General features: G+C 73.7%; 22 protein-coding genes. 12 read left to right on the forward strand and 10 right to left on the reverse strand.

Annotated features, from left to right (window positions below; translation table 11 throughout):
• The first annotated feature begins 101 nt into the window (after positions 1 to 101).
• From AC3EVP_RS21865 to pssA, 5 genes are all read left to right on the forward strand, one after another.
• Positions 102 to 2,066: a protein meaA gene (locus AC3EVP_RS21865; RefSeq protein WP_435132303.1), complete on the forward strand. Its 1,965-nt coding sequence runs from the start codon at positions 102 to 104 to the stop codon at positions 2,064 to 2,066.
• A 2-nt stretch (positions 2,067 to 2,068) separates the two neighbouring features.
• Positions 2,069 to 2,647 (forward strand): MaoC family dehydratase, encoded by a 579-nt coding sequence (locus AC3EVP_RS21870; protein ID WP_435132305.1) that lies wholly within the window; start codon positions 2,069 to 2,071, stop codon positions 2,645 to 2,647.
• A 1-nt stretch (position 2,648) separates the two neighbouring features.
• Positions 2,649 to 3,863, forward strand: coding sequence for an acyl-CoA dehydrogenase family protein (locus AC3EVP_RS21875; protein WP_335978753.1), 1,215 nt, complete (start codon positions 2,649 to 2,651; stop codon positions 3,861 to 3,863).
• Positions 3,864 to 4,044: 181 nt separating this feature from the next.
• A complete protein-coding gene (locus tag AC3EVP_RS21880; protein WP_335978755.1) occupies positions 4,045 to 4,692 on the forward strand; it encodes a phosphatidylserine decarboxylase in 648 nt (215 codons plus the stop codon).
• Entirely contained in the window at positions 4,679 to 5,518 is an 840-nt protein-coding gene (gene pssA / locus AC3EVP_RS21885) for a CDP-diacylglycerol--serine O-phosphatidyltransferase (RefSeq protein ID WP_335978758.1), read from the forward strand. The genes AC3EVP_RS21880 and pssA overlap by 14 nt, the downstream gene beginning before the upstream one ends.
• A gap of 415 nt (positions 5,519 to 5,933) precedes the next feature.
• Here the strand turns inward: pssA and AC3EVP_RS21890 are convergent, their stop codons facing one another.
• The gene (locus tag AC3EVP_RS21890; protein WP_435132048.1) at positions 5,934 to 7,088 is read right to left on the reverse strand and encodes a glycerate kinase; all 1,155 of its coding nucleotides are present in this window, start codon (positions 7,086 to 7,088) and stop codon (positions 5,934 to 5,936) included.
• A gap of 85 nt (positions 7,089 to 7,173) precedes the next feature.
• Between AC3EVP_RS21890 and AC3EVP_RS21895 the strand changes: the two genes are divergently transcribed.
• Positions 7,174 to 7,698, forward strand: a complete 525-nt coding sequence (locus tag AC3EVP_RS21895) for an NUDIX domain-containing protein (protein WP_435132050.1) — start codon at positions 7,174 to 7,176, stop codon at positions 7,696 to 7,698.
• A gap of 22 nt (positions 7,699 to 7,720) precedes the next feature.
• Here the strand turns inward: AC3EVP_RS21895 and AC3EVP_RS21900 are convergent, their stop codons facing one another.
• A complete protein-coding gene (locus AC3EVP_RS21900) occupies positions 7,721 to 8,200 on the reverse strand; it encodes an SCP2 sterol-binding domain-containing protein (RefSeq protein WP_335978764.1) in 480 nt (159 codons plus the stop codon).
• Between the two features lie 242 nt (positions 8,201 to 8,442).
• Here AC3EVP_RS21900 and AC3EVP_RS21905 point away from each other — a divergent pair, with 242 nt between their 5' ends.
• From AC3EVP_RS21905 to AC3EVP_RS21915, 3 genes are all read left to right on the forward strand, one after another.
• The gene (locus tag AC3EVP_RS21905) at positions 8,443 to 8,874 is read left to right on the forward strand and encodes a hypothetical protein (protein WP_435132053.1); all 432 of its coding nucleotides are present in this window, start codon (positions 8,443 to 8,445) and stop codon (positions 8,872 to 8,874) included.
• Between the two features lie 69 nt (positions 8,875 to 8,943).
• Entirely contained in the window at positions 8,944 to 9,789 is an 846-nt protein-coding gene (locus tag AC3EVP_RS21910; protein WP_435132056.1) for a helix-turn-helix transcriptional regulator, read from the forward strand.
• 57 nt (positions 9,790 to 9,846) lie between these two features.
• The gene (locus tag AC3EVP_RS21915) at positions 9,847 to 10,326 is read left to right on the forward strand and encodes a PGPGW domain-containing protein (RefSeq protein WP_435132058.1); all 480 of its coding nucleotides are present in this window, start codon (positions 9,847 to 9,849) and stop codon (positions 10,324 to 10,326) included.
• A gap of 37 nt (positions 10,327 to 10,363) precedes the next feature.
• On the opposite strand, the gene AC3EVP_RS21920 is transcribed toward AC3EVP_RS21915, so the two are convergent.
• The 8 genes from AC3EVP_RS21920 to AC3EVP_RS21955 form a co-directional block, all read right to left on the reverse strand.
• Positions 10,364 to 11,797 (reverse strand): phytoene desaturase family protein, encoded by a 1,434-nt coding sequence (locus tag AC3EVP_RS21920; RefSeq protein ID WP_435132061.1) that lies wholly within the window; start codon positions 11,795 to 11,797, stop codon positions 10,364 to 10,366.
• Positions 11,794 to 12,726, reverse strand: a complete 933-nt coding sequence (locus tag AC3EVP_RS21925; RefSeq protein ID WP_435132063.1) for an inositol monophosphatase family protein — start codon at positions 12,724 to 12,726, stop codon at positions 11,794 to 11,796. The genes AC3EVP_RS21920 and AC3EVP_RS21925 overlap by 4 nt, the downstream gene beginning before the upstream one ends.
• A 43-nt stretch (positions 12,727 to 12,769) precedes the next feature.
• Positions 12,770 to 14,335, reverse strand: a complete 1,566-nt coding sequence (locus AC3EVP_RS21930; RefSeq protein ID WP_435132065.1) for an NCS1 family nucleobase:cation symporter-1 — start codon at positions 14,333 to 14,335, stop codon at positions 12,770 to 12,772.
• Positions 14,336 to 14,413: 78 nt separating this feature from the next.
• Positions 14,414 to 15,430 carry a TIGR03842 family LLM class F420-dependent oxidoreductase gene (locus AC3EVP_RS21935; protein WP_435132067.1) on the reverse strand — a complete coding sequence of 339 codons (1,017 nt, stop codon included), beginning with the start codon at positions 15,428 to 15,430 and terminating at the stop codon, positions 14,414 to 14,416.
• A gap of 58 nt (positions 15,431 to 15,488) precedes the next feature.
• Entirely contained in the window at positions 15,489 to 16,889 is a 1,401-nt protein-coding gene (gene hydA / locus AC3EVP_RS21940) for a dihydropyrimidinase (protein WP_435132070.1), read from the reverse strand.
• Complete coding sequence (locus AC3EVP_RS21945; RefSeq protein ID WP_435132072.1) at positions 16,886 to 18,232, reverse strand: aspartate aminotransferase family protein; 1,347 nt, start codon at positions 18,230 to 18,232, stop codon at positions 16,886 to 16,888. Before AC3EVP_RS21945 ends, hydA begins: the two co-directional genes overlap by 4 nt.
• Positions 18,233 to 18,236: 4 nt before the next feature.
• The gene (locus tag AC3EVP_RS21950; RefSeq protein WP_335978781.1) at positions 18,237 to 19,079 is read right to left on the reverse strand and encodes a nitrilase-related carbon-nitrogen hydrolase; all 843 of its coding nucleotides are present in this window, start codon (positions 19,077 to 19,079) and stop codon (positions 18,237 to 18,239) included.
• 167 nt (positions 19,080 to 19,246) lie between these two features.
• Positions 19,247 to 20,506 (reverse strand): hypothetical protein, encoded by a 1,260-nt coding sequence (locus AC3EVP_RS21955; protein ID WP_435132074.1) that lies wholly within the window; start codon positions 20,504 to 20,506, stop codon positions 19,247 to 19,249.
• 192 nt (positions 20,507 to 20,698) lie between these two features.
• Here AC3EVP_RS21955 and AC3EVP_RS21960 point away from each other — a divergent pair, with 192 nt between their 5' ends.
• From AC3EVP_RS21960 to AC3EVP_RS21970, 3 genes are all read left to right on the forward strand, one after another.
• Complete coding sequence (locus AC3EVP_RS21960; protein WP_435132076.1) at positions 20,699 to 21,130, forward strand: MarR family winged helix-turn-helix transcriptional regulator; 432 nt, start codon at positions 20,699 to 20,701, stop codon at positions 21,128 to 21,130.
• A gap of 43 nt (positions 21,131 to 21,173) precedes the next feature.
• Positions 21,174 to 22,733, forward strand: coding sequence for an MFS transporter (locus AC3EVP_RS21965; protein ID WP_435132079.1), 1,560 nt, complete (start codon positions 21,174 to 21,176; stop codon positions 22,731 to 22,733).
• A gap of 82 nt (positions 22,734 to 22,815) precedes the next feature.
• Positions 22,816 to 23,382, forward strand: a complete 567-nt coding sequence (locus tag AC3EVP_RS21970; RefSeq protein ID WP_435132081.1) for an isochorismatase family protein — start codon at positions 22,816 to 22,818, stop codon at positions 23,380 to 23,382.
• Positions 23,383 to 23,407 lie beyond the last annotated feature (25 nt).

Raw genomic sequence — 23,407 nt, forward strand, 5'->3', positions numbered from 1 at the left:
GCGACAAGCGAGGCACGAGCGCGGGAGCGAGGACCGTCGACGCCGGGTCGAAGCCCCCGGAGGCGAGCGAGCACAAAAGGGCGCGCGACCGGCCGTGGCTGATGCGGACGTATGCCGGGCACTCCACCGCGGAGGCGTCCAACGCGCTGTACCGGCGGAACCTGGCGAAGGGGCAGACCGGGCTGTCGGTGGCGTTCGACCTGCCGACGCAGACCGGCTACGACCCCGACCACGTGCTGGCGCTCGGCGAGGTGGGCCGGGTCGGGGTGCCGATATCCCATCTCGGCGACATGCGGCGGCTGTTCGAGGACATCCCGCTGGAGCGGATGAACACCTCGATGACGATCAACGCCACCGCGATGTGGATGCTGGCGCTGCTCCAGGTCGTCGCCGAGGAGCAGGGCGCGGACATCGCCACGCTCCAGGGCACCACGCAGAACGACATCGTCAAGGAGTACCTCTCCCGCGGCACCCACGTCTTCCCGCCCGGCCCCTCGCTGCGACTGACCACGGACATGATCACGTACGCGGTCAACCACATCCCCAAGTGGAACCCGATCAACATCTGCAGCTACCACCTCCAGGAGGCCGGGGCCACCCCGGTGCAGGAGATCGCGTACGCGATGTCCACCGCGATCGCCGTGCTGGACGCGGTGTTCGCCTCCGGCCGCATCCCGCGGCAGCGGCAGGGCGACGTGGTCGGGCGGATCTCCTTCTTCGTGAACGCGGGCGTGCGGTTCGTCGAGGAGATGTGCAAGATGCGCGCCTTCGGCCGGATCTGGGACCAGGTGACCCGCGAGCGGTACGGCGTGACCGACCCGAAGCAGCGCCGTTTCCGCTACGGCGTGCAGGTCAACTCGCTCGGCCTGACCGAGGCGCAGCCGGAGAACAACGTCCAGCGGATCGTGCTGGAGATGCTGGCCGTCACCCTGTCCAAGGACGCCCGCGCCCGCGCGGTCCAACTGCCCGCGTGGAACGAGGCGCTGGGGCTGCCGCGCCCCTGGGACCAGCAGTGGAGCCTGCGCATCCAGCAGGTGCTGGCCCACGAGAGCGACCTGCTGGAGTACGACGACATCTTCGCCGGCAGCCACGTGGTGGAGGCGAAGGTCGCCGAACTCGTCGAGCAGGCCACCGCGGAGATGGCGCACATCGACGAACTGGGCGGTGTGATGGCCGCGGTGGAGTCCGGCTACCTCAAGTCGCAGCTGGTGGCCTCGCACGCGGAGCGGCGGGCGCGGATCGAGTCCGGCGCGGAGAAGATCGTCGGCGTCAACATCCACGAGTCGACCGAGCCCAACCCGCTCACCGCGGACCTGGACCGGGCGATCATGACGGTGGACCCGGCGGGCGAGGCACGGGTGGTGGCCGCGCTGCACGACTGGCGGGTCGGCCGGGACCAGCCGCGGGCCGACAAGGCGCTTGCCGAGCTGCGGGCCGCGGCCGCCGGAACGGAGAACCTGATGCCTGCGACGCTGGAGTGCGCGCGGGCCGGGGTGACCACCGGCGAGTGGGCGTCGGCGCTGCGCGACGTGTTCGGCGAGTTCCGCGCGCCGACCGGGGTGAGCGGCGCGCCGGTCGCGGTGGGCGCCGAGGTGGACGGCGAACTCGCCGCCGTACGGCGGAAGGTGGCCGCGACCGCGGCCGAACTGGGCGGCGGGCGGCTGCGGCTGCTGGTCGGCAAGCCGGGCCTGGACGGGCACTCCAACGGCGCGGAGCAGATCGCGGTGCGCGCCCGCGACGCCGGCTTCGAGGTGGTCTACCAGGGGATCAGGCTCACCCCGGAGCAGATCGTGGCCGCGGCGGTCGCCGAGGACGTGCACTGCGTGGGCCTGTCGATCCTGTCCGGGTCGCACGCGGCCCTGGTGCCGGACGTGCTCGGGCGGCTGCGGCGGGCCGGGGTGGACGATGTGCCGGTGATCGTCGGCGGCATCATCCCGGCCGCGGACGCGGAGCACCTGCGGGCCGCCGGTGTGGCGGCCGTCTTCACGCCGAAGGACTTCGGTATCACGGGGATCATCGGCCGGATCGTGGACGAGATCCGCCGAGCGAACAAGCTGGAGGTATGACGGTGCAGTTCGGGCGTACTTACGAGGAGTTCGAGGTCGGCGCCGTCTACCGGCACTGGCCCGGCAAGACGGTCACCGAGTACGACGACCACCTCTTCTGCCTCCTCACGATGAACCACCACCCGCTCCACATGGACGCGCACTACGCCGGGAGCAGTACGGACTTCGGCCGCAACGTGGTGGTCGGCAACTACGTCTACTCGCTGCTGCTGGGCATGTCCGTGCCCGACGTGTCCGGAAAGGCGATCGCCAACCTGGAGATCGAGTCGCTGCGGCACGTGGCGCCGACCTTCCACGGCGACACGATCTACGGCGAGACGACCGTGCTGGGCAAGCGGCCGTCGAAGTCGAAGGACGACCGCGGCATCGTGGAGGTGGAGACCCGCGGCTACAAGCAGGACGGCACCCTGGTCTGCGTCTTCCGCCGCAAGGTGATGGTGCCGACCGCCTCCTACGTGGCCGAGCGCGGCGGCGAGCAGCCCGGCCGCCCCGAACCCGCACGCGCCGCGGGCACCGCAGAGACCGCCGGCCCCGCCGAACCCGCCGGCACCGCCGGCACCGACTCCCGGGGAGGGAAGTGACATGGCCGACCGCCTCGCGCAGACCGAGGGTCTGACCGACATCCAGCGGGAGATCCTCGCCACCGTGCGCTCCTTCGTCGACAAGGAGATCCTGCCGGTCGCCACCGAGCTGGAGCACCGCGACGAGTACCCGACCGAGATCGTCGCGGGCCTGAAGGACCTGGGCATCTTCGGCCTGATGATCCCCGAGGAGTACGGCGGGCTCGGCGAGTCGCTGCTGACCTACGCGCTGACCGTGGAGGAGATCGCCCGCGGCTGGATGAGCGTGTCCGGGATCATCAACACGCACTTCATCGTCGCGTACATGATCAAGCAGCACGGCACGCAGGAGCAGAAGGACTACTTCCTGCCGAAGATGGCCACCGGCGACGTACGCGGAGCGTTCTCGATGTCGGAGCCGGGGCTCGGCTCCGACGTGTCCGCGATCCGCACCAAGGCCGTCCGGGAGGGCGACGCCTATGTGCTGAACGGCCAGAAGATGTGGCTGACCAACGGCGGCTCGGCCAACCTCGTGGCCGTGCTGTGCCGCACCGACGAGGGACAGCCGGCCGACGCGCCCGCGCACCGGTCGATGACCACCTTCCTGATCGAGAAGGAGCCCGGCTTCGGCCCGAACCCCAAGGTCTCCGGGCTCACCGTGCCCGGCAAGATCGAGAAGATGGGCTACAAGGGCGTCGACACCACCGAGCTGGTCCTCCAGGACGTCCGCGTGCCGGCCGACCGGGTGCTCGGCGGAACCGGCGGCCGCGGCTTCTACCAGATGATGGACGGCGTCGAGGTGGGCCGGGTGAACGTCGCCGCGCGCGGCTGCGGGGTCGCCCGCCGCGCCTTCGAGCTGGGCATCTCCTACGCCCAGCAGCGCGAGACCTTCGGGCGGCCGATCGCGCAGCACCAGGCGATCCAGTTCAAGCTGGCCGAGATGGCCACGAAAGTGGAGGCCGCCCACCAGCTCATGGTCAACGCCGCCCGCAAGAAGGACTCCGGCGAGCGGAACGACCTGGAGGCGGGCATGGCCAAATATCTCGCCTCGGAGTACTGCAAGGAGGTCGTCGAGGACGCCTTCCGCATCCACGGCGGCTACGGCTTCTCCAAGGAGTACGAGATCGAGCGGCTGTACCGTGAGGCTCCCATGCTGCTGATCGGCGAGGGGACCGCCGAGATCCAGAAAATGATCATCGGACGGCGGCTGTTGGAGGAGTACCGTGTCGACGGGTGAATGTCCGCGTTCGCAGCGGTTTTCCTGAGATGAGAGTCACACTGCGTGAAAACGGCAGGTGCGGGAACCGGCCATCGACTCGCCCATCAGCTTGCCGAGTTGCCCGTGTCAGCCGATACCATCAGTGAAAGCCGCCGTCCCCAGAAGCATTTCGCGGCACCCTCCGCTACGAAGGTCTTCCATGCCCCACAGCCAATCCTCTGCACCTCGCCGCCGGGTCGGCCTCGCGCGCGGAGCGTCGCCGTGGCTCCTGCCGACCGCGGCCACGGCGGCGGTCAGCCTGCTGCGCGCCCGACGCTCCGGACGGTGGACGGCGGTGGCCGTCCCCGCCACCGTCCTCACCGCCGGCATGCTGTGGTTCTTCCGCGACCCCGAGCGGAAGATCACCGAGGGCGGGGTGGTCTCCCCCGCCGACGGCGTGGTCCAGAGCGTCATGCCGTGGAAGGACGGGCGCACCCGCGTCGCGATCTTCATGAGCCCGCTGAACGTCCACGTCAACCGCGCCCCGCTGAGCGGCACGGTCACCTCCGTCGAGCACATCCCCGGCGGGTTCGTACCGGCGTTCAACAAGGAGAGCGAGCACAACGAGCGGGTGGTCTGGCACTTCGACACCGAGATCGGTGACGTCGAGGTGATCCAGATCGCCGGCGCGGTGGCCCGGCGGATCGTGCCGTACGTGCCGCGCGGCTGCAAGGTCGAGCAGGGCGAGCGGATCGGGCTGATCCGGTTCGGCTCCCGGGTGGATGTCTACCTGCCGGAAGGCGTGGGCAGCGCGGTCGAGGTCGGCGAGACCATGACGGCTGGGGTGACGCGTCTTGACCGTGACTGAGCACGAGACGCACAACTGGGTCAGCGAGATCGAGGAGCAGGACGACGACCTGCCGCTGTCCACCCGGCTGTCGATCGCGGACGCGCTGACGCTCGGCAACGCGATCTGCGGCTTCATGGCCGTCTACTTCACCACCACCGGCGTGCTCGTCCCGCACCTCATGGGGAACAGCAGCAACGCGATGTCCAAGCACAGCGCGGCCAACGCGGTCACGCTGATGCTGATGGCGTCCGTCTTCGACCTCTTCGACGGGCTCGTCGCGCGGAAGCTGCGCAGCTCGGCGATGGGCGCCGAGCTGGACAACCTCTCGGACCTGATCAGCTTCGGGCTCGCGCCCGCGTACTTCGTCGTCGTGTGGGGGATCGTCACCGACGACGCCCACGGCAAGGTGGCCGCCGCCGCGGCCGTACTCGTCGTGCTCGCGGTGGTCCTGCGGCTCGCCCGCTTCTCCTGCACCACTCTGCGCGACGGCGTCTTCCAGGGCATGCCCAGCCCCTTCGGGGCGATGACCGTGGTGTCCCTGGTCCTGCTCGAGCTGCCCTTCGTCCCGACCGTGCTCGCGATCGTCGGGGTGGCGTGGCTCATGGTCAGCCGCGTCGAGTACCCCAAGCCGCGGGGGCGCCTCGCACTCGTCACGTTCTGCTGGACGCTGGTCAGCATGGGGTGCCTCGCCGCCTGGACCCTCGACATTCCCGGGGGGCACCAGCTACTCCAGGCCGGCTGCGCCCTCCAGTGCGTCGCCGCCGCCACGATTCCGGGGTTCGCGACCACCCGCCGCGTCAACACCTTCCGCGCCAACCGTCGCGAACGCGCTACCGCGCGGTAAACGCACCCCCCCGGGTGCCCCCGTCCCGTCCGCCCCGGGACCACCTCCCGGTGGGCGGTTCCTGCCCTCCGGGCGGGTGGGTTCCGCCGTCCCGGGATCACCTGCTGTCTGTGGCTTGTCGCGCAGTTCCCCGCGCCCCTGATTGCCTCGGCTCCCTTCGCGGAAGAGTCTGAAGCTTTCACCTGCCGACGGGCAGGATGGGGGCCGCGGAAGGGCCGAGCGGAACCAGGGGCGCGGGGAACTGCGCGACAAGCCCAGGACCGGCAGGTGGTCCCGAAGCAGACCGGACCGGGCTGGGCAGGGGGACGGCCGGCACGGAAAGGCCGAGCGGAACCAGGGGCGCGGGGAACGGCGCGACAAGCCCCCCACCGGGGGGTGGTCCTGGGTCGGCGGGACGGGGCTGGGCGGGGGGAGGTCAGCCGAGGAAATCCCGCGCCAGCGAGGCCGCCGCGAGCCGCAGGAGCCGCGCGGCATCAGCCATGCACCGTTGGACATCGGGTTCGAGCTCGGCAAGAGCATACGCACGGGTGATGCCGACGGAGGCGAGCTCCTCGGGGGAAAGGGCGAGGCGGCCGCAGACCGCGGCGACGGGCACTCCGCGGGAGCGGGCCGCCGCGGCGACGCCGACCGGCGCCTTGCCGTGGAGGGTCTGGGCGTCGAGGGAGCCCTCCCCGGTGATGACGAGGTCGGCGCGGCTGACCGCGTCGGCGAACCCGAGGACGTCGAGGAGGACCTCGATCCCGGGCCGGAAGGACGCGCGGAGCCCGACGAGGGCGCCGTACCCGATGCCGCCGGCGGCGCCGGCCCCGGGCGCGTCGGCTGCGGCGAGAGCCGCACCCCCGAGGGTGGCGCCGAGCACGGCGGCGTACTGCCCGAGCGCACCGTCGAGGAGCGCCACGTCCTGCTCGGAGGCGCCCTTCTGGGGCCCGTAGACGGCGGCGGCGCCCTTGGGCCCGCGCAGCGGGTTGTCCACGTCGCTGGCGAGCACGATCTCCGTGTCGGCCAGCCGCGGGTCGAGCCCGGACAGGTCCGCGGTGGCGAGCGAGGCGAGCGCGGCGCCGCCGGGCGCGACGGGCACCCCTTCGGCGTCGAGCAGGCGGGCGCCGAGCGCGGCGAGCATGCCCGCGCCGCCGTCGGTGGTGGCGCTGCCGCCGACCCCGAGCACGATGGTGCGGGCCCCGGCGTCGAGCGCGGCGCGCAGCAGCTCGCCGGTGCCGTACGTGGTGGCGGTCAGCGCCGCGAAGACCCCGGGGGGCAGGTGCCGCAGCCCGGACGCCTCGGCCATCTCGACGACGGCGGTGCCGCCGCGCAGCGCGTACGCCGCGTCGACCGGTGCGCCGAGCGGGCCGGCCACCCGCGCGGTGCGGCGTTCGAAGCCGGCGGCGACCGCCGCGTCCACGGTGCCGTCGCCGCCGTCGGCCACGGGCAGCGACGTGACGGCCACCTGGGGTGCCACCTCGCGCAGTCCGGCGGTGACGTGGGCGGCGACCTCCACCGCGGTCAGCGAGCCCTTGAACTTGTCCGCGGCGACGAGGACATGCCCCACCGGCCGCTGTGCTGCGTCGGACACGTGATCTCTCCTGATCCGGAACGGGACGTCGCGCCGGTTCGAGACCCTATCCCACCGGCCGTACGCACCCCGTAGGTTGGTGCGTATGACCACCGACTACGCCACGTACATCGCGTCGCTGCCCAAGATCCTGGCCAGTGCGAGCACCCTGTTCCGCTCGACCGACGGCCGGGTGCTGCTGGTCGAGCCCAACTACCGGGACGACGGCACCTGGACGCTGCCGGGCGGCACCATCGAGTCGGACCAGGGCGAGACCCCGCGGCAGGGCGCCCGCCGGGAGACGCTGGAGGAGATCGGCCTCGACGTGGTGCCCGGCGCGCTGCTGGCGATCGACTGGATCGCCGGCGCCGCCCGGCCGCCGCTGGTGATCTACCTCTACGACGGAGGCGTGCTCGGCGACGACGAACTGGCGGCGATCAAGCTCCAGGCGGAGGAGTTGGACTCCTGGCGGCTGGTGGCGCCGGAGGACCTGGAGCAGTACCTGTACGCGAACGGCGCGCGCCGGGTCCGGGCCGGGCTGGCCGCGCTGGCGGCGGGCACCGCGCCGGTGGAGCTGGTGGACGGCGACCCGGCGCAGGAGGCGGCCGCCGCCGCGCCCGAGGGTAGGTGACCGGCGGCCGCCGCGCCGGCGGCTACGCCTTGGGGATGTCGAAGAAGTACGTCAGACCGCCGGCGAGGCGGATGTCGCCCTTCACCTTCAGCTTGCGGGTGAAGAACAGGGTGGGTCCCGAGGCGTTGCCGGAGACCAGCTTCAGGAACTCCGGTGCGGCCATCGTCAGGCTCAACTGCGGTGTGCGGTCGGTGCGTTCGGTCGTCACCGTGCAGGCGCCGCCGGCTATGTGCGTCTCGTAGACGTCGTCGCGGTCGCCGGGCTCGGTGCCGGACTCGGTGATCCGCCAGCGGATCAGGGCGTCCCGGCCGCCGGCCGCCTCGGGCTTGAACCGGGTGTGCATCCGCCCGAACACCTCGTCCAGCACCCGGCGGCGCTGCGGCCCGGCCATGAACTCGCTGAGCCGGCGGCCCGGCAGGCCCTTCACGATCCGGGCGAACTCGCCCGGCTCCACGGACCCGAAGTCCAGCGCCTCCAGGTCGAGATCATCAAGTGCGGCCATGCTTACGCCTCTTCCTGACTTCGCAGTAACCTTACTGGCGAGTAAGGTTAGTGAACCGCCCTTCGACTGGCAAGGGTTACGGACTGAGGTGGGACACCGGTGCCCCCGCCGACTTAAGATTCTGCGCACGGGGGACGACGGCTTTTCGCTTGGCGGCGGCCATCTGTGCCGGCACGGCCGGACACGGGTCGGGTCGGCAGACCCCGGCCAGGTCACCACAGCGAAAGAAGGCGGAAAGTCCCATGGCGGAACGGCAGTACCTCGGGCGCGGCGTGAACACGTCGTGGGAGAAGTTCTGGTACGTCCTCGGCTGCATCTACTTCGGCGTGTACTACCTCGCCAAGGTGCCCGCGAAGAAGGCCCTGAGCGAGTACGGCCTGGTCCAGATGACCGGCGCCGAGCAGTTCTGGTACGTCGTGCTGTGCATATTCGGCGGGGGCGGCTACTTCAGCAAGGTGATCTTCAAGCGCGCGCTGTCGGAGGTGCGCGACCCGGCCGCGATGTACCAGGCCGGCGGCCAGCCGCAGATCGGCTACCAGCAGCCCGCCCCCGGCTACGGCACCCCGCAGCCCGGCTACCAGCAGCCCGCCCCCGGCTACGGCGCCCCGCAGCCGGGCTACCCGCAGCAGCCCGGCGCCCAGCCCGGCCAGGGCTACGGCTACCCCGGCGCCTGACCGCCCGCGTCCGTAGCCGGGGACCAGTTGTCCCTGGCTACGGACGGCGGCCGAGTGCATGGTGGAGGGGTGGACAGAACCGAACTGGCCGACTTCCTGCGGCGCTGCCGCACCCGGCTCTCCCCCGCCGACGTCGGGCTCTCCGAAGGGCCACGGCGGCGCACCCCCGGGCTGCGCCGCGAGGAGGTGGCGCGGCTGGCGGGGATGTCCACCGACCACTACACGCGGCTGGAGCAGGCCAGAGGCTCGTACCCCTCCCGGCAGATGCTCGCCGCGGTCGCCCGGGCGCTGCGGCTGAGCGGCGACGAGCGCGACCACCTGTTCCTGCTGGCCGGCGAGGAGCCGCCGCGCGGTGGCCGGCCGGCCACCGCACATGTCCGCCCGGGCCTGCTGCTCGTCCTGGACCGGCTGGCCGACACCCCCGCGCAGGTGGTGAGCGACCGCGGCGACGTGCTGGCGCAGAACGCGATGGCCAAGGCGCTGCACGGCGACGCGTCCGCCCGCCCGGAGGACCAGCGCAACATCGCCTGGCGCTACTTCACCGACCCGGCCGCCCGTGAGCTGTTCCCGGCCGAGGACCGCGACCGCGGCGCCCGTGCGGCGGTCGCCGACCTGCGCGCCACCCTCGCCCGGCGCCCGGACGACCAGCGGCTGGCCGGGCTGGTGCGCCGGCTGCGCGAGCGCAGCGCGGAGTTCGCGGCGCTGTGGGACGACCACGAGGTGGCCGTGCGGCGCAGCGACGTCAAGCGCTTCCTGCACCCGGTCGTCGGGCTGCTGGAGCTGGAGTGCGAGGTGCTGGCCAACCCCGAGCACGACCAGCGGCTGGTGGTGTACACCGCGCGCCCGGGCAGCGCGTCCCGCGAGCGGCTGGAGCTGCTGCGGGTGGTGGGCTTGCAGCAGCTGACCCCCGGCTGAGCCGCCCGCGGGGCGCGTTGCCGCGCCGCCCACCGGCCCGGCGGCTACGGTGAGGCGGTGAGCGCGGCGCGGCGTACGGGTCAGGGCGAGCCAAAGCGCCCCGGCGGGTCCGGTGTGCCCGGCGCGGTGGAGCGGTCCCGGCGGCTGCACCCGGCGAAGCGGCTGGCGCTGGGCGTGCTCGGTGGTGTGCTGCTGCTGGTCGGGGTGGCGCTGCTGGTGCTGCCGGGGCCGGGCATGCTGCTGGTGCTGGCCGGGCTGGTGCTGCTGTCGCGGGCGGTGCCCGCGGTGGCCCGCTTCGAGGAGCCGGTACGGGTCCGGGCGATGCAGGGCGTGGCGGCGAGCGTGGCCTCGCCGTGGCGGATCGCCGGGACCGCGCTGGCCGGGCTGGCGCTGATCGGCGCCGGGGTGGTGTGGGGCGCGCGGCTGGTGCCGCGGCTGCCGTTCGGCGGCTGGAGCACCGGGTCGAGTCTGATCCTGTCCGGGCTGGTGCTGCTCGGACTGCTGGGGTGGAGCTACCGCCGGACGCACCGCTCCTGACGCCCCGCGTGACCGCTCCTGACGGCCCGCGTGGTGTCTACGCGCGGGCCGCGGCCCGCCTCAGGTGCCGCAGCACCGCCTTCGCCGCGTTGTGGCCGCTCATGCCGTGCACGCCCGGCCCGGGCGGGGTCGCCGAGGAGCACAGGAAGACCCCGGGGCGCCGGGTCGCGTACGGGATCGCGGCCAGCCGCGGCCGCAGCACCGTCTGGAGCCCGGAGAACGCGCCGCAGGCGATGTCGCCCTCCACGTAGTTGGCGTTGCGGGCGGCCAGGCCCGCGGGGCCGGTCACCGCGCGGGCCAGCACCAGGTCGCGGAAGCCCGGCGCGAACCGCTCGATCTGCCGCTCGACGGCGTCGGTCGCGTCGCCGTGCCAGCCGCGCGGGACGTGCGCGTACGCCCAGAAGACGTGCTTGTCCGCGGGCGCGCGGGACGGGTCGACCACGGTCGGCTGCGAGGTGATCAGGAACGGCGTCTGCGGCATCCGGCCGGCCACGGCCCGGTCGAGGGCGTCGCCGATCTCGGTGTATGTGGGGCCGATGTGCACCGTGCCGGCCTCGCGGGCGGCGGGCGCGGTCCACGGCACGGGGCCGTCCAGCGCGTAGTCGATCTTGAAGACGGACGGGCCGTAGCGGTAGCCGCGGTAGGCGTCGCCGAGCGCGGCGATCCGGGCCAGCGCGGTGGGCGAGGTGTCGAAGACGTACGCGCGGGCCGGCGGGAGTTCGTCGAGCTTGCGCACGGTCACACCGGTGGTGACCGCGCCGCCGAGTTCGGCCAGGTGCGCGGCGAGCGCGTCGCTGATCGCCTGGGAGCCGCCGCGCGCCACCGGCCAGCCGCGTTCGTGGGCGGCCAGCGCGAACATCAGGGCCATGGCGCCGGTGAGCGGTTCGCGCAGCCGCGCGATGGCGTGCCCGGCCAGCCCCGCGAGCAGGCCGCGGGCCTTCGCGTCATGGAACCGGAGCGCCATCAGGCCGACCGGGGGCAGGCCGGTGAGGCCGAACCGGGCGAAGCGGTAGGGGTCCTTGGGCAGTCCCGCCCAAGGCGGCCGGAAGAAGTCCGCGGCCAGGGCGTCCCAGTGGCCGGTGTACGGGGCGAGCAGCTTGCGGTAGGCGGGCGCGTCGCGCGGCCCGAGCGAGGCGGCGGTCTCCCCGACCGTGCGGCCCAGCACGGCCGCGGTGCCATCGGGGAAGGGGTGCGCCATCGGCACCCGCGGGTGCAGCCACTCCAGGCCGTGCCGGGCCAGCGGCAACGCGCCGAACGCCGGCGAGCCGACGCCGAAGGGGTGGACGGCCGAGCAGGGGTCGTGGCGGAAGCCGGGGAGCGTCAACTCCTCGGTGCGGGCGCCGCCCCCGACGGTGTCGGCGGCCTCGTAGACCTGCACGGACAGGCCGGCGCGGGCGAGTTCGACCGCGGCGGTCAGGCCGTTCGGGCCGGCGCCGACCACGACCGCGTCGGCGACCACCGCGCGGCTCACCGCGGGCCGCCCGCGGGCCCGCTCGGCGCGCCGCTGTGCAGACCGTCCGCCGCACTGCCCGCCGCGCCGCTCTCCGAGAAACCGACACCCAGGGTGCGCACCACGCGCTCGGCGGTCGCCGCGTTCCGGGCCACCGTGAACGGCAGCCGGTTGCCCCCGGCGACGCGGAACGGCGCCCCCGCCGGCGTCAGGCTCGCGCCGCCCGCCTCCGAGACCAGCAGCAGCCCCGCGGAGTGGTCCCAGGGCGCCTCCCAGAAGAAGGCCACACCGTCGGCGATGCCCCGGGCGACCTCCAGGTAGGCCAGGCCGGCGCTGGTGACGCACGGCACCGTCTCGACGCCCGCCGCCTCCAGCCGGGCCAGCGCGGCGCGCTCCTCGGCGTGGCGGAAGACCGGGTTGGAGATCCATATCCGCAGCGGCTCGCGGTCGGCGGCCGTCCGCAGCCGCGCCCCGTCGAGGTACGCGCCCAGCCCGCGCCGCGCGGTGGCGAACAGGCCCAGCTGCGGGGCGTACGTCCAGGAGGCCACGGGCTCACCGCCGCGGACCAGGCTCACCAGCGTGGAGAATCCCTCGTCGCCCCGGACGAACGCCGAAGTGCCGTCGACCGGGTCCACCACCCACACCGGGGCGTCACCGCGCAGCAGTTCCAGCAGGGCCGGGTCGGCCGCGACCGCTTCCTCGCCCACCACCACCGACCCGGGCAGCAGTTGGGGCAGCCGCCGCGTGAGGGCCTCCTCGGCCCGCCGGTCGGCGGTGGTGACGAGGTCGTGCGGCCCGTTCTTCTCCACGACGTCGGCGGCGGCCAGCCGCCGCCAGCGCGGGGTCACTTCGGCCGCGACGACGTCCCTGACGACCGCCTCGACATCGGCGGTGAACGCGTCGGTCAGGTCCTCCGCGGTCGGCGGCGCCGTGCCTGCATCGTTGCCCATGCCCCCTATCCAACCAGAGACGGCCCCGGCCCCGTGCCCCGTCTCACCCGGCGCCGGCGGCACCCGGCGGCCGGGCGAGCATCAGGGCGAGGTACACCACGAGGGACGCCCCGAGGCCGACCGCCCAGCCGTAGTCCGCCAGGGGCTGGAGGAAGGGGATCAGCCCGTGCACGGGGAAGGGCCCCGCCTTCGTGCCGTCCGCGCCGAGGGTCGAGTACGAGCCGCCGACCGCGAGCAGGCCGCCGGTCGTGAACGCCGCGACGGCCCGCCAGTTCCAGCCGCCGGTGTACCAGTAGCGTCCGTGGTCGGCGTACAGGTCGGCCAGGTGCAGTTCGGTGCGCCGCACGATCCAGTAGTCGGCGATGAGGATGCCGGCGACCGTACCGAGCAGGCCGCCGACCACGCCGAGCCAGGTGAAGATGTACAGCTGCGGTGTGGAGGTCAGCTTCCACGGCATGACGAGGACCCCGACCACACCCGTGACGACCGCGCCGGTGCGGAAGGTGACGCGCTTCGGCGCGAGGTTCGCCAGGTCGTACGCCGGGGAGACCACGTTCGCCGCGACGTTCACCGAGATCGTCGCGATGAAGACGGTGACCAGCGCGAAGAGCAGGCCGAAGACGTTGTCGGTCCGGCCGGCGAGTTCCACCGGGTCCCAGATCGCCGCCCCGTAGACCTGCTGCGATCCCGAGGTGACCAGCACGGACATCAGCGCGAAGAGCGTCATGGTCGTCGGCAGTCCGAGGGTCTGGCCCCACGCCTGTGCCCGCTGCCCGCGGCCGAAGCGGGTGAAGTCGGGGATGTTCAGGGACAGCGTCGACCAGAAGCCGATCATGCCCATCAGGCCGGGGAAGAAGACCTTCCAGAAGCCCGCGCCCCAGCCCAGCTTCGACGGCTGGTGCAGCAGGGGGCCCAGGCCGCCCGCCTTGTGCGCGATCCAGACCAGCAGCACGGCCGCGCCCACCAGGACGAACGGCGCCGCCCAGTTCTCGAAGCGCCGCAGGGTCTCCATGCCGCGGTATATGACGGCGAGTTCGATCGCCCAGAAGACCAGGAAGGACAGCCACAGCGTCCACGGGTAGCCGCCGACCTCGCCGGTGTCGGCCCACCCGCCGAAGATCTTGCCCAGCAGCACGAAGATGCCCTGGCCGCCGATCCAGGTCTGGATGCCGAACCAGCAGCACGCCACCGCCGCCCGCACCAGTGCCGGCAGGTTCGCGCCGCGGACCCCGAACGAGGCCCGCGCCAGCACCGGGAACGGGATGCCGTACTTCGGGCCGGCGTGGCCGGTCAGCAGCATCGGCAGCAGCACGATCACGTTGGCGAGCGCGATCGTCAGCACCGCCTGCTTCCAGTCCATCCCCAGCGCCACCAGCCCCGAGGCCAGCGTCCAGGACGGGATGCAGTGCGCCATGGCCACCCACAGCGCGAGGTAGTTGTACACGCCCCAGGTCCGCTGCTCCACCGGGACCGGTACCAGTTCGGCGTTGGCGAAGGGTGCGGAGGCCACCGCGGACGGGTCGGACAGCGCGACCCGGCCGTCGGGGTACGCCTGCTGGGCGGAGCCGCCCGGGGACGCGGGCGGGGGTATGGGAGCGGTGTCGGTCATGGGCGGTCCGTCCGTTCGGAGGAGGGCGGCAGGGGGACGCGGTGCCGTGCGGGGGGCCGTCGAACCGGGAAGCGCGGGTCAGGGGTTGAGGGCGGGGATGATGTCGGTGCCGTAGGTGTCGATGACGGTTTCCTGGGCGTCGTGCATGTCGTAGACCGCGAACTGGTCGACGCCCAGGGCGCGCAGGGCCTCCAGCTTGGCGATGTGGGCCTGCGGCGGGCCCAGCAGGCAGAAGCGGTCCACGATGTCGTCGGGGACGAAGGCGGTGTCGGGGTTGCCGGCGCGGCCGTGGTGGGAGTAGTCGTACCCCTGGCGGGCCTTGATGTAGTCGGTGAGTTCGTCCGGGACGGCCGCGGAGTGCTCGCCGTAGCGGGAGACCAGGTCGGCGACGTGGTTGCCGACCATCCCGCCGAACCAGCGGCACTGGTCGCGGGCGTGGGCGAGGGCGGCCGGTGAGTCGTCCGCCGTGACGTACGCCGGCGCGGCCACGCAGATCGTGATCCCCGCCGGGTCCCGGCCCGCCTGCTCGGCGGCGGCGCGCACCGCCTTGACCATGTGCTCGGTGAGGTAGACGTCGGCGAGCTGGAGGATGAACCCGTCGGCCTTCTCCCCCGCCATCTTCAGCGCCCTCGGCCCGTACGCGGCCATCCACACCGGCAGTTCGCCGTCCTCGACCCAGGGCAGGCGCAGCGCGGTGCCGTCGACGGCGGCCTCGCGGCCCTCGGCGAGGTCGCGGATCACCGTGATCGCCTCGCCGAGCCGCGCGAGCGTGTTGGGGCTGCGGCCGGCCACCCGCATCGCCGAGTCGCCGCGGCCGATCCCGCACACCGTCCGGTTGCCGTACATGTCGTTGAGCGTCGCGAAGGTCGACGCGGTCACCTCCCAGGTGCGGGTGCCGGGGTTGGTGACCATCGTGCCGACCCGCAGCCGCTCGGTCCGCGCCAGGATCTGGCTGTGGATGACGAACGGCTCCTGCCACAGCACCGCCGAGTCGAAGGTCCACCCGTACGTGAACCCGCTGCGCTCCGCACGCTGCATCAGCGACACGACCCGCGAAGCCGGCGGGTCGGTCTGGAGAACGAGTCCGAAGTCCATGGCGGCACCGCTCCTTCAGCTTCGATGAATGGTCGACGGAACCCGCCGCGGCGGCGGGTCAGCCGAGGAACTGGCAGGTGCCGCGCGGCACGTACTGCCCGTGCCCGGCCCGCCCGACGTACGCGCGGTCCTGGATCACCGGCACCCCGCGGGAGAGCACCGTCTGCGCCTGCCCGGTGATGCGGCGGCCCTCGTAGGCGTTGTAGTCCACGTTCATGTGGTGGCTGCCGGCGGACAGCACCTGCTCGGCGTGCGGGTCGTAGACGACCACGTCGGCGTCGGCGCCGGGGGCGAGGGTGCCCTTGCGCGGGTAGAGGCCGAACATCCGGGCCGGCGTGGCGCAGGCGATCTCGATCCAGCGGCGGCGGGTGAGGTGGCCGTCCAGGACCGCCTGGTGCAGCAGGTCCATCCGGTTCTCCACCCCGGGCAGCCCGTTGGGGATCTTGGAGAAGTCGCCGCGGCCGATGTCCTTCTGCCCGGTGAAGCAGAACGGGCAGTGGTCGGTGGAGACCACCTGGAGGTCGTCAGTGCGCAGGCCCTGCCACAGCGCGGCCTGGTGCTCGCGCGGCCGCAGCGGGGTGCTGCACACGTACTTGCTGCCCTCGAAGCCGGGTTCGGCGAGGTTGTCGGTGGACAGGAAGAGGTACTGCGGGCAGGTCTCGCCGAAGACCGGCAGCCCCTGGTCGCGGGCGGCGATCAGCTCGGCCACCGCCTGCTGGGCGGAGACGTGCACCACGTACAGCGGGGCGCCGGCCACCCGGGCGAGCTGGATGGCGCGGTGGGTCGCCTCGGCCTCCAGCAGCGCGTGCCGGACCTCGCCGTGGTAGCGCGGGTCGGTCCGCCCGGCGGCGAGCGCCTGCCGCACCAGGACGTCGATGGCGATCCCGTTCTCGGCGTGGGCCATGATCAGCCCGCCGTTTCCCCCGGCCCGCTGCATCGCCCGCAGGATCTGCCCGTCGTCGCTGTAGAAGACCCCCGGGTAGGCCATGAAGAGCTTGAAGCTGGTGATGCCCTCCTCGACCAGGAGGTCCATCTCCTTGAGTACCGGCTCGTTGACGTCGGCGACGATCATGTGGAAGCCGTAGTCGATCGCGCACTTCGCGTCGGCCTTGGCGTGCCAGGCGTCGAGGCCGGCCCGGAGGGTGCCGCCGACCTGCTGGATGGCGAAGTCCACGATGGTGGTGGTGCCGCCCCAGGCCGCGGCGCGGGTGCCGGTCTCGAATGTGTCGGCGGCGACGGTGCCGCCGAAGGGCATCTCCATGTGGGTGTGCGCGTCGACGCCGCCGGGGATGACGTAGCGGTCGGTGGCGTCGATGACGGTGTCGGCGGTCCAGCCGGCCGCGGTGTCGCTGTCGTGGGCGGCGAGCGCGGCGATCCGGCCGCCCTCGATCAGCACGTCGGCGTGGACCTCGTCGGCGGCGGTGATGACCAGGCCGCCGCGGATGAGGGTACGGCTCATCGCGCGCCCCCTTCCGCGGGCTGCTTGGCCACTTCGGCGTGGGCGGCGGCCAGGGCCTCGCCCAGCGCGTCGGCGCCCTCCTCGGCCTCGGCCACGGTGAGGGTCAGCGGCGGGGCGATCCGCAGCGCGTTGCCGGCGCGGCCGCCCTTGCCGATGAGCAGGCCGCGTTCGCGGGCGGCCTCCAGGACGAGGGAGGCGGCGGCCGGCGACGGGGTGTCGGTGCCGGGTTCGACGAGTTCGACGCCGAGCATCAGGCCGCGGCCGCGCACCTCGCGGACCAGCGGGTTGCGGGCGGCGACCGCGTCCAGCCGGGCCCGCAGCAGGCCGCCGACCCGGCGGGCGTTGCCCTGGAGGTCGTGGTCGAGCAGGTAGGTGAGGTTGGCGAGGGCGCCGGCGGTGGTGATCGGGCTGCCGCCGAAGGTGGAGATGGAGTTGGCGTCCAGGCAGTTCATCACCTCGGCGCGGGCCACCACGCCGCCCATGGACAGGCCGTTGCCGATGCCCTTGGCGAAGGTGAGGATGTCCGGCGGGCCGGCCTCGGCGTGCGCCTGCCAGCCCCAGAAGTGGTCGCCGGTGCGGCCCCAGCCGGTCTGCACCTCGTCGGTGATCCACAGGATGCCGTGCCGGTCCAGCACCCGCTTGAACGCCGCGAGCAGCCCGTCGGGTCCGGAGGTGAAGCCGCCCACGCCCTGCACCGGTTCGGCGATCAGCGCGGCGATGGTGCCGCCCGCCTGCCCCAGCAGGTCTTCCAGGTCCGCCACGCAGGCGTCGGTGAACTCCGCGTCCGTCAGGTGCGCGTACGGGCCGCGGGTGCGCACCCCGCCGTGCACGTAGAGCGTCTGGAGCGGGGAGAGGCTGGTCGGGGACCAGGCGGAGTTGCCGGTGATGCCGATCGAGGTGAAGGACCGGCCGTGGTAGCTGTTGCGCAGCGCCAGCACCTGGTTGGAGCGGCGGTAGGTGGTGGCCAGCAGCAGCGCGGTGTCGTTGGCCTCGGTGCCGGAGGTGGTGAAGAACACCCGGGCGTCGGGGATGCCCGACAGCCGGGCGATCCGCTCGGCGAGTTCGACCGCCTGGCGGCTGAGGTAGAGCGTCGAGGTGTGCAGGATCTTCCCGGCCTGCTCGGTGACGGCCGCGGTCACCTCGGGCAGCGCGTGCGCGGTCATCGTGGTGAGGATGCCGCCGAAGAAGTCCAGGTAGCGCCGTCCCTCGGCGTCCCAGACGTGCCGGCCGGCGCCGTGCGTCAGCTCGATCGGCCGGGCGTAGTAGGTGGCCAGCCAGTTCGGCAGCACCGCCTGGTGGCGGGCGTGCAGCGCGGCGTGCGCGCTGCCGGTCGCGGTTGCCATCTGCTCACGCCTCCGTCAGGTCGCCGTAGGCGTCGGGCCTGCGGTCCCGGTAGAACGCCCAGGTCTGGCGGACCTCGTCGATCAGGTCGAAGTCGAGGTCGCGGACGAGCAGTTCCTCCTCGGTGTCGGAGGCGGCGCCGTCCACGAGCTGCCCGCGCGGGTCCACGAAGTAGCTGCTGCCGTAGAAGTCGTTGTCGCCGTACGGCTCGGTGCCGACGCGGTTGATCGCCGCGACGAAGTACTCGTTGGCGACGGCGGCGGCCGGCTGCTCCAGCTGCCACAGGTACGCCGACAGGCCGCGGCTGGTGGCCGAGGGGTTGTAGACGAGCTGCGCGCCGGCCAGGCCCAGGGCGCGCCAGCCCTCGGGGAAGTGCCGGTCGTAGCAGATGTACACCCCGATCCGGCCGACGGCGGTGTCGAAGACCGGCCAGCCGAGGTTGCCGGGCTTGAAGTAGTACTTCTCCCAGAAGCCCTCGACCTGCGGGATGTGGTGCTTGCGGTACTTGCCGAGGTAGCTGCCGTCGGCGTCGATCACCGCGGCGGTGTTGTAGTAGAAGCCGGACTGCTCGACCTCGAAGACCGGGACGACCAGGACCATCCCGGTCTCCTTCGCCAGCGCCTGCATCCGGCGCACCGTGGGGCCGTCCGGCACCGGTTCGGCCCACCGGTAGTGCTCGGCCTCCTGCACCTGGCAGAAGTAGGGGGCGTTGAAGACCTCCTGGAAGCCGATCACCTTCGCACCCTGGGCGGCGGCGGCCCGCGCGTGCTCCTCGTGCTTGGCGATCATCGACCCGGTGTCCCCGGTCCAGGTGGCCTGTACCAGCGCGGCCCTGACGACGTTGCTCATCCGCAGCTCCTCTGACGTGACGTCACGTCGGTTCTACGCCCGTAGATCCCAGCCGTCCGACGAACGTAAGTCCCGCGCACCACTGTGGCAAGGCCCGTGCCGTTACCACGGGGGAACAGGCTTGTTTCGCACCCGCCCGACCCGTACGGCGGCATCCGGACGGCGCGTCAGGCGTACAGCGCGGCCGAGATCTCGCGGTGGCAGGAGCGGGATACGCGGGCGGCGGCGGCCAGGAGGGGCTGGGCCAGGGCGGGCCGGACGCGGGCGGTCTCGGCGGCCGTGGCGGCCGGGCGGGAGCGGGCGAGGGTCTCGAGGAGTTCGCCGGCCTCGGCGGCGCGGCCGGCCAGGTGCAGGGCTTCGGCCACGACGGCGACGTCCTCGGCACTGCGGGCGGCGGCCTGGCGCAGCAGCGTACGGCAGTCGGGCGCGCGCCCGTCGGCGGCGAGTGCGGCGGCGGCCTCGGCGAGCGGGACGGGCGGCAGCGCGGCCGTCTCCCACAGCAGGGTGGAGACGTCGGCGGCGAGCCCGGTGCGCTCCAACTCCCTGATCACGTACGGGATTCGGTCGGCGGGTCCCTCGGCGGTGGCGCACAGCACGAGATAGGCGGCGCCGGACTCGCCGGCCCGCCGCAGGACGCCGAGCCGGGCCGCGGCGGCCTGGGCCTCCGCGGTCCAGCGGGGATCGCGGCCGGACGCGCCGGGTGGAGCGGCGGGCGCGGCCGGGGACGTGGGGGCGCCCGCGAAGCGGGCGCCGCTGGGTGCGGGCGGCGCCGCGGGCGCCGCCTCGACGGGGGCCGGCGCGGTGGGCGCCCCGGCGAACCGGGCACCGCGCGGCGCCGCGGACCGCACCCGGGCGGACGGCTCGGCCGCCGGCGCCTCGGGCGGCCCCGCGCCCGCCCCGGCGAACCGCGCCCCGGTGGGCCGCCGCACCGCCGGGACGCCGGCGGCGACCACCTCCGTCGTCCCCGCGACGGCCAGCAGACGGCCCCTTAACTCCTCGCAGCGCGCGGAGGCGCGCGCCAGGTCGTCGCGCGCCCAGGCCCGCTCGTCCGCGGCGCGGGCCGGCTCCTCGCCGGCCGGTTCCCCGTGGGCGGCCCGCGCGGCCGCCCGGTCGCGTGCGCGGAGCGCCGCGTCGAGCCGGCGGCGCAGCTCGGCGGCCGCGCCGGGTGCCGCGTCCTCGGCGGCGGCAGCGGCGCGGTGCAGTGCGTACGCCCGGCCCGCCTCGGCCGGATCGGCGTCCTGCGCACCGGCGTTGACCGCGACGTCGCGCAGCACCGTGCGGACCACGTCCCACGGGGGGAGCCGCCGCCCGCTGCCGTAGTCGGCCGCGGCCTCGGGGTCGCGCCGGGCGAACGCCCCGTACCAGCCCGGCCGTTCACCGAGCGCCGAGAGCAACGACCTGAAGTAGTAAGAGAATTCGGCTGCCACCGCGCCCTCCACCGTCATGGGCCGGGCTGCCACCGGCCCGGCTTCCGTCCGGCATTGGACACCCGTCCCGTTACGCCGCTGCTACGGCCGTTTTTCGGGCGCGCTCCCGCCGGTAGTCGGGCGGTGGCGGCGGCGTCCGGAATTCGACAGGCAAACTTGCAAGTTTTCCTGTCAACCTTCTACGCTGGAGGCATGTCACAGGCCGAACGCCTCCGCACCGCCGACGAGCTGACCACGCTCGTCGCGCACCTGTCGCGGCGCATGCGCACCGCGTCGAACGACGCGGAGATCACGCCGTCCCAGCAGTCGGTGATCAGCCGGCTCGACCGGGAGGGCCCCGCCACCACCGCGGCCCTGGCCCGGGGCGAACTGGTCCGCCCGCAGTCGATGCGGATGACGCTCGCCGCGCTGGAGGAGCGCGGCCTGGTCGAGCGCGCCCCGCACCCGACCGACGGCCGCCAGGTGGTCTTCTCCCTCACCGACGCGGGCACCGACCTGCTGCGCACCGGCCGCCGCGCCCGCCGCGGCTGGCTCGCCGAGGCGATGGAGGCGCAGCTCACCCCGGACGAGCAGCGCGCGCTGACGGACGTGGTGCCGCTGCTGCGCCGGCTGGTCGAGTCGTGACCCCCGCCCTCATACGTCCCTGCGCCCGCCGGGCGGTCGCGCGGTGACCCGGCCCCCGAACGGCCCGGCGCCCGAGCCCCACGCGTCCGGACCGGACATCTCCGGGCCCGGCGCCTCCGGGCCGCATGCCCCCGGGCCGCACACCTCAGGGCCCCACGCCTCCGGGACGCACACCCCGGAACCGGCCGCGGCCCCCGCGGGCGCGACCCCCGGCTTCGGCCCCCGCCTGGTGGTCCCGCTGATGCTCGGCGCGGTGCTCAACCCGATCAACTCCACCATGATCGCCACCGCGCTGGTCGCGATCGGCGGCAGCTTCCACGTCGGCGCCGCCGACACCGCCTGGCTGGTGTCGAGCCTCTACCTGGCCAGCGCCGTGGCGCAGCCGACGATGGGACGGCTCGCCGACCGGCTCGGGCCGCGCCGGGTGTTCCTGACCGGGCTGCTGGTCGTGGCCGCGGCCGGGCTGGTGGGCACCGCGGCGCCCTCGCTGGGGTGGCTGATCGGCTCCCGGGTGCTGCTCGGCATCGGCACCTCCTCCGCCTACCCGGCGGCGATGGCGCTGCTGCGGTCCCACTCGCAGCGGATCGGCGTGCCGACACCGCGCCCGGTGCTGGGGCTGCTGTCGCTGGCGGGCCTGTCGAGCGCGGCGGTCGGCCCGGTGCTGGGCGGCGTGCTCGCCGCGACGCTGGGCTGGCGCGCGGTCTTCGCGGTGAACCTCCCGCTGGCGCTGCTCGGCTTCGTCCTGGCCGCGCTCTGGCTGCCGCGCACTCCCCCGGCCCCGAACGAGAGCGGCGCCCCGGCCGAGAACGGCGCCCCGGCCGGCGCCGCCGGGCCCGTACGGCCGCAGGGCGGCATCGACCCGGTCGGCATCGCCCTGTTCGCCGCGCTGCTCACCGCCTTCATGCTGTTCCTGATGCGGCTGTCCGCCCCGCCGTGGCCGCTGCTGCCGGTGGCCGCCGTGCTGGCGGGCGTGCTGACCTGGTGGGAGCTGCGCCGCAAGACGCCCTTCCTGGACCTGCGGATGCTGGCCCGCAACCGCCCGCTGACCCTGACCTACCTGCGGCACGGCATGTCGTACCTGGTCGTCTACTGCGTGATGTACGGCTTCGCGCAATGGCTGGAGGACGCCCACGGCTACTCCTCGGCGACGGCCGGACTGCTCATGCTGCCGATGTCGGTGGCGGCGATGGCCACCTCGATGCTGGGCACGCGGACGAAGGGCATCAGGGCGCCGCTGACCACCGCCGCGGTGCTGCTGCTGGCCGGCAGCGGGCTGCTGCTGGCGGCCGGGCACACCACCCCCGCGGTCGCGCTGTGCGCGGCGGGCGCGCTGTTCGGCCTGCCCCAGGGCCTGACCTCCACCGGCAACCAGGCCGCGGTCTACGCGCAGGCGCCGCCCGGCGAGACCGGCAGCGCCGCCGGGCTCCAGCGCACCGCGCAGTACCTCGGCGCGATCACCGCGGCCAGCCTGATCGGCCTGTGCTACGGCCCGCGCGCCACCGACGCGGGGCTGCACGAGATGGCGCTGGCCACGCTGGTCCTCGGCGCCGCCGTCCTGCTGCTCACCGCGGCCGACCGCTCCCTGCGGGGCACGACCCGGTGACCCGCCCCACGACCTTTCCGTCCTTTCCGTACCGCACGGAACAGCACAGCACCACCCACCCCGTGAGAGAGAGCACTGCGCCATGACCGCCACCACCCTCGACGCCCGCACCGCGCTCGTCGTCATCGACCTCCAGCAGGGCATCACCGCGCTGCCGACCGTCCACCCGTCCGCCGAGGTGATCGAGCGCGCCGCGCGGCTGGCCGCCGCCTTCCGCGCGCGCGAGCTGCCCGTGGTCCTGGTGAACGTCACCGGTGTCGCGCCCGGCCGCACCGACGGCGGCCCCGGCGGCGCCGTGACCTTCCCCGACGGCTGGGCCGACCTGGTCAAGGAGCTGGACCAGCAGCCGGGCGACATCACCGTCAGCAAGCAGCAGTGGGGCGCGTTCTACGGCACCGGCCTCGACATGGAGCTGCGCCGCCGCGGGGTGACCCAGATCGTGCTGGCCGGCATCTCGACGAGCATCGGGGTGGAGTCCACCGCCCGCGACGCGTTCGAGGCCGGCTACCACGTCACGATCGCCACCGACGCGGTCACCGACACCGACGCGGACGCCCACGCCAACTCCGTGCAGCGGATCTTCCCGCGGCTCGGCGAGACCGGCAGCACCGACGAGATCCTGGCGCTGCTGCCCGCCGCGGCCAACTGAGCCGCACCCGCGCCCGGCGGGGGCG

The organism is Actinacidiphila sp. bgisy144, from assembly GCF_057708105.1.